This is a genomic window from Vibrio sp. Vb0937, from assembly GCF_033338855.1.
Window position 1 is genome coordinate 1 of sequence record NZ_JAWOTK010000282.1, and the last position, 1226, is coordinate 1226.

2 protein-coding genes are annotated in these 1226 nt (G+C 43.6%); one reads left to right on the forward strand and one right to left on the reverse strand.

The window, feature by feature from the left end:
• Positions 1–63: 63 nt before the first annotated feature.
• A complete protein-coding gene (locus R7P67_RS25090; RefSeq protein WP_140264004.1) occupies positions 64–774 on the reverse strand; it encodes a glycerophosphodiester phosphodiesterase family protein in 711 nt (236 codons plus the stop codon).
• Between the two features lie 257 nt (positions 775–1031).
• On the opposite strand from R7P67_RS25090, the gene R7P67_RS25095 reads away from it, so the two are divergent.
• Positions 1032–1226: lactate/malate family dehydrogenase (locus R7P67_RS25095; RefSeq protein WP_411912818.1), on the forward strand; the 195-nt coding region annotated here is incomplete at its 3' end.

Genomic DNA, 1226 nt, shown 5'->3' on the forward strand with positions numbered 1-1226 from the left:
ACCATGGGAACACCGATCACGATCGAGTGGTAGGACTCGTTATCCCACGGGAGCTTTGAAAGGTTACTTCATAAAACGTTTTGGATGGTCACTAAAAATGCCATCTAATTGCGGAAGGTGCTTGAGCTTATTCGGGTTGTTGACCGTGTAACACATGACCTTATAGCCCGCTTCTTGCAGCTTAATGATCTGACGCGAACGAACCCAGTTAATATTTAGGTTACAGCTGTACGCTTTCACTTCATCTAACAATAGCCCGTCTTTTTTTGTAAAAAACTCACTTAAAACACCCAAACGATAACCTTCGCAATGCTGGTAAAGTGCTCTGATGACATCATGACTAAAGCTTGAGAGTAAAAGGTTCTCTCTAGGCATTGAACTTTCGGTAAGCACTTTTGCTAGCGTTTGTGCGACTTCATCCGCTGGATGGCGGTCTACTTTAACTTCAATATTCAGATTTAGACCTCGCTCAGTAGCCAAGCTTAATAGCTCCTCAAGAGTCATGATAGTTTCGCCAGCAAAATCTTCGCTGAACCAGCCACCGAAATCTAATTGTCTTAGTTCTTTCAACGTATGCGCATCAACTCGTCCTTTGCCATTGCTGCATCGATTTAACGTATGATCGTGGCAAACCACAAGTACGTTATCTTTTGTTGGCTGAACATCCACTTCTACCCATTTTAGGCCGAGATCAATTGCAGCTTGAACGCTGACTTTTGTATTTTCTGGGAACGAGCCGGCAACGCCGCGGTGACCAATTAACAGAGTTTCCATTTTGTTTGCCTTCTTGAATGAGATGTCCAGATTGTACTCGCTTTTGGCCATTGATATAGAGGTGAAAGGCTTCTTCAGGGCGGTAACGTCACGATTCAACGGTGTAATTTTCACCAGACAAGCATGGTGCGGAAATGAAAGACTAGATTGGTAACAGATTCTGAGCTACAAAATGACGTTGGACTTTTATGTTCTTGCCGCTCATTTTTAAAGAGCGACGTATCTTTCAAGAGCCGCATTTTTTCAGGGAGAGTAAGATGAAAATTGGTGTGATTGGCGCTGGCGCCGTTGGAGTTGGTGTTTGCAATTATTTGCTCACGCTAGGCAGCGTCAGTGAACTTGTTCTATTAGACGAAAACTTAGAAAGAGCTGAAGGGGAAGTCTTCGATTTTCGTCACACAGCGGCGTTAACCTTTTCCAAAAATACCCGCATTATTCCCTCAGATGATTAC